Origin of the sequence: Longimicrobium sp. (genome assembly GCF_036399255.1) — a bacterium.
GTDB lineage: Bacteria > Gemmatimonadota > Gemmatimonadetes > Longimicrobiales > Longimicrobiaceae > Longimicrobium.
Window position 1 is genome coordinate 1 of sequence record NZ_DASWNM010000156.1, and the last position, 3,465, is coordinate 3,465.

Below are 3,465 nucleotides of genomic sequence, written 5' to 3' on the forward strand. Positions count from 1 at the left end.
GATCGAATTCTCCCCTCTCCGTGAGGAACGAACGGGGAGGGGCCGGGGGAGGGGCACCCCCGCGGACGCAGTCCGAACCCGTTCGCCGAGCCTCGATCCATCGGCACCGCCAACCTCCCCCAGCAGTTTTGGGGGAGGTGGGCGAGTAATGCGAGCCGGAGGGGGCGCAGCGGGTCGCGCAAATCCAGATCACACCAGGAGGGATGATGCTCAGGAAGGTGGCATTCGGGGCGGGGCTGTTCGGGGCGATCGTGGTGGCGCTGGGGTGGATTCCGGGAATCTCGCCGCACGCGGGGCACGAGCGCATGATGTTCAACGCGTTCGCCATCAGCGCCATCGACGACATCACGCACGGACTCACCGCGCTGGCGGCGTTCGCGGCGGCGTTCCACTCCGAGCGCGCCAGCCGGCTGTTCCTGGTGACCTTCGGCTCCTACTATGCGCTGGACGCCACCTTCTACCTGCTGAACGGCTTCGTCAACGACCTGCCGTGGACGGACGACATCGTGCTCAACCTGCCCCACGTCGTGGTCTCCACCGTGATGCTCGCCGCCGCGTACGGCATCAAGCCCCGCGCAGCGGAGCGCGCGGGCAATCCAGCACTCGCCTGAGGTCTCGATGCGCACACGCACGCTGCTCCTTCGCCGGGCCCTGCTCGCCGCATCCCTGTTCGCCGCCGTGCCGGCGTTCGCGCAATCGGTGCGCGGGCGCGTCACCGAGCCGGGAACGGGGGAGCCCGTCTCCGGCGCCGTGGTGATGCTGCTGGACGCGCGGGGCGCCCGCGTGGCCGCCACCCTGACCGACGCGCAGGGCGCCTTTGCCGTGCAGGCGGGCGGGCCGGGAACGTATACCCTGCGCGCGGAGCGGGTGGGGTACGCGGAGGCCGTCTCCCCCGCGCTGCCGCTGGTGGCGGGGCAGGCGGCCCAGCAGGCACTGGTAATGCGGCCGCGGCAGGTCACGCTGGAGCCGCTGATGGTGAGCGCCGCGCAGCGCGCCTGCACCATCCGCCCGCAGGCCGAGGCGGCCGTGGCGTGGGAGGAGCTGCGCAAGGCGCTGGAGGCGGCGGCCGTGGCGGACGCGCGCGGCAGCCACACCTACCGCAAGCGCATGTTCAGCCGGGTGCGCACGCTGTACTCGCGGCGCGCCTACGAGCGGCGGGAGTGGACCAGCCCGGAGTTCAGCGCCGAGCCGTTCCACGCCACACCCGTGCACCGGCTGGCGCAGCACGGCTACGTCGAAGACGTGGGGGGCGATTCGCTGATCTTTCACGCGCCCGACGCGCACACGCTGCTCTCCGACGAGTTCCTGGAGCAGCACTGCTTCCGGCTGCGCGAGGGACGCGGCGTCATCGGCCTGGAGTTCGCGCCCACGGCCGACCGCACGCTGCCCGACGTCCGCGGCGTGCTGTGGATGGACCGCCAGACGGCGCGCCTGCGCCGGCTGGAGTACACCTACGTCAACCTTCCCTACGAGAACCCCGACGACCGCCTGGGCGGCGAGCTGCACTTCGAGCAGCTGCCGGACGGCGCCTGGATCGTGCGCAGCTGGATCGTCAGCATGCCGCGCCTGCGCCGGGAGGACGACCGGATGTCCGTGATCGCCGTGGCCGAACAGGGCGGCGACATCATCGACATCCGGCCGCGCCAGCAGTAACGGCGCGGGGCATCCTTCACTCGACGACGAACTTCCGTCCTTGACACCAGCCCGGCGGTACACGCCCAACCCGCACATCGCGCAGAGGCCCCGCGCAAGGCCCGGGGTGACGGCCGCGGCGGGATTCACGGACCCGCCGCGCCTGGCCCGCGCCCCGGGAGCCCGCGTGTGAGCGCCCCGCGCAGGGCCGTGGCCTTTGCCCCCGCCAGCACCTCCAACCTGGCGGTGGGCTTCGACATCCTGGGCCACCCCGTGGGCCCCGCCGGCGACCGGGTGACGGTCACGCGCACCGGCGCGCCCGGCGTGGTGATGGGCGCCGTAGGGGGATGCGCCGGCCCCCTGCCCACCGACCCGGCGGCCAACACGGCCGGCGCCGCGGTGATGCGGCTGCTGGCGGACCACGCGCCGGGGCTGGGCGTGGAGGTGGCGATCGAGAAGGGGATCCCGCTGGGCTCGGGGATCGGGGGATCGGCGGCGTCGGCGGTGGCGGGCGTGGTGGCCGCGAACGCGCTGCTGCCGGTTCCGCTGCCGCTGGAGGCGCTCTTTCCCTACGCCCTGGCGGGCGAGGCGGTGGCCAGCGGCGCGGTGCACGGCGACAACGTGGCGCCGTCGCTGCTGGGCGGGCTGGTGCTGGTGCGCAGCGCCGACCCGCCCGACGTGGTGCGCCTTCCCGCGCCGCCCCCGCTGCGCTGCGTGATGGTGCTGCCGCGGCAGCGGCTGGACACGCGCGCGGCCCGCGCCGTGCTCCCTCCCACGGTGCCGCTGCACGACTGGATCACGCAGTCCGCCAACCTGGCGGGCGTAGTGGCCGGCTGCTTCAGCGGCGACCTGGCGCTGATCGGCCGGTCGATGCGGGACGTGCTGGTGGAGCCGCACCGCGCCGCGCTCATCCCCGGCTTCGGCGCGGTCAAGGCGGCGGCGATGGAGGCGGGGGCGCTGGGCTGCTCCATCAGCGGCGCCGGCCCCAGCGTCTTTGCCTGGTGCGACGGCGACCGGGTGGCCGAGCGGGCGCGCGGTGCGATGGTGGCCGCGTTCGCCGCCGCGGGCGTGGCGGCGGAGGGGTGGACGTGTCCCGTCGGCGGGCCCGGTGCGCGGCTGGAGGAGGTGGGGTGACGGTGAAGGGGTGAAGGGGTGAAGGGGTGAAGGGGTGAAGCCGCTGAATTGGGGGCGACCCGCGGGCGCCCCCTCCGCTCGCTTAGGCTCGCACCTCCCCCAAAACTGCTGGGGGAGGTTGGGTAGCCTCAGAGGGCGGGCGCTGCGATGAGGCTCGAACTGCGTCTGACGCGGCCCACCACCCCGGCCCTCCCCCGCAAAAACTGCGCGGGGGAGGGTGACGCACCCGACAGAGTTTCCGGAGCGGGATCGAATTCTCCTCTCCCCCTATGCTGTTTATGGGGGAGAGGCCGGGAGAGGGGGGCGGCTTCGGGCGCAGTGCGATCGTGTTCGAAGCGTTTCAGGCTCGGCCCTGCCCTAACCTCCCCCAGCAGTTTTGGGGGAGGTGGCGAGCCTAGGCGAGCCGGTGGGGGCGCTCGCGGACGCAGTTCGATCCCGTTCGAAGCGCGATCGAATTCTCCCCTCTCCGTGAGGAACGAACGGGGAGGGGCCGGGGGAGGGGCACCCCGCCGGCGCCAGTTCGACACACGTCGTCGAGCCTTGACCCAGCGGCAACACCCAACCTCCCCCAGCAGTTTTGGGGGAGGTGGCGAGCCTAGGCGAGCCGGTGGGGGCGCCCGCGGACGCGCCCGAAGCCCGTCGAAGCGCGATCGAATTCTCCCCTCTCCGTGAGGAACGAACGGGGAGGGGCCGGGGGAG

The 3,465-nt window shown here is 73.2% G+C and carries 3 protein-coding genes; all 3 read left to right on the forward strand.

The window, feature by feature from the left end:
- The first annotated feature begins 206 nt into the window (after nucleotides 1-206).
- The 3 genes from VGC13_RS29850 to VGC13_RS29860 all read left to right on the forward strand — a co-directional run bounded on the left by VGC13_RS29850 (nucleotide 207) and on the right by VGC13_RS29860 (nucleotide 2,766).
- Nucleotides 207-611 (forward strand): hypothetical protein, encoded by a 405-nt coding sequence (locus VGC13_RS29850; RefSeq protein WP_331128996.1) that lies wholly within the window; start codon nucleotides 207-209, stop codon nucleotides 609-611.
- Between the two features lie 7 nt (nucleotides 612-618).
- Entirely contained in the window at nucleotides 619-1,653 is a 1,035-nt protein-coding gene (locus VGC13_RS29855) for a carboxypeptidase-like regulatory domain-containing protein (protein ID WP_331128997.1), read from the forward strand.
- Nucleotides 1,654-1,821: 168 nt separating this feature from the next.
- Nucleotides 1,822-2,766, forward strand: a complete 945-nt coding sequence (locus VGC13_RS29860; protein ID WP_331128998.1) for a homoserine kinase — start codon at nucleotides 1,822-1,824, stop codon at nucleotides 2,764-2,766.
- Nucleotides 2,767-3,465 lie beyond the last annotated feature (699 nt).

Bases quoted from the DNA above. Each gene is read 5' to 3' on its own strand.
- VGC13_RS29850 (WP_331128996.1), top strand. From the start codon at position 207: ATGCTCAGGAAGGTGGCATTCGGGGCGGGGCTGTTCGGGGCGATCGTG.
- VGC13_RS29855 (WP_331128997.1), top strand. From the start codon at position 619: ATGCGCACACGCACGCTGCTCCTTCGCCGGGCCCTGCTCGCCGCATCC.